The sequence below is a fragment of the Bacillus sp. SIMBA_008 genome, from assembly GCF_046535495.1.
Classification (GTDB): Bacteria; Bacillota; Bacilli; order Bacillales; family Bacillaceae; genus Bacillus; species Bacillus subtilis.
This window is the reverse complement of sequence record NZ_JAWRWL010000275.1, coordinates 1-288: the sequence shown is the minus strand read 5'-3', so window position 1 is coordinate 288 and position 288 is coordinate 1. Positions and strand designations below refer to the sequence as shown.

1 protein-coding gene is annotated in these 288 nt (G+C 65.6%); it reads right to left on the bottom strand.

Annotation, left to right across the window (positions count from 1 at the left end):
- Positions 1 to 288: ABC transporter substrate-binding protein (locus tag SB658_RS23180; RefSeq protein WP_410602618.1), on the bottom strand; the 288-nt coding region annotated here is incomplete at both ends.

Sequence of the window (288 nt, the reverse complement as noted above, 5' to 3'; positions counted from 1 at the left end):
CATGTCACCGTCGCCCGCCTCGCGGATGTCCTCCGCGACCTCGGCGAACTCCTCCCACGTCGTCGGCACGTCGAAGCCGTACTCGTCGAAGATGTCGTTGCGGTACATCATGCCCGTCGGGCCGATGTCCTGCGGAACGCCATACACGGCGCCGTCGAAGGTGACGAGATCGTTGATCGCCGGGGCGTACTTCTCGGCGTACGGCTCGTAGACATCGGTGATCTCGCGAGCGACGTCGCTGATGACCATCGAGGGCAGCTGGCCGTACTCGGCCTGCGCGATGTCCGG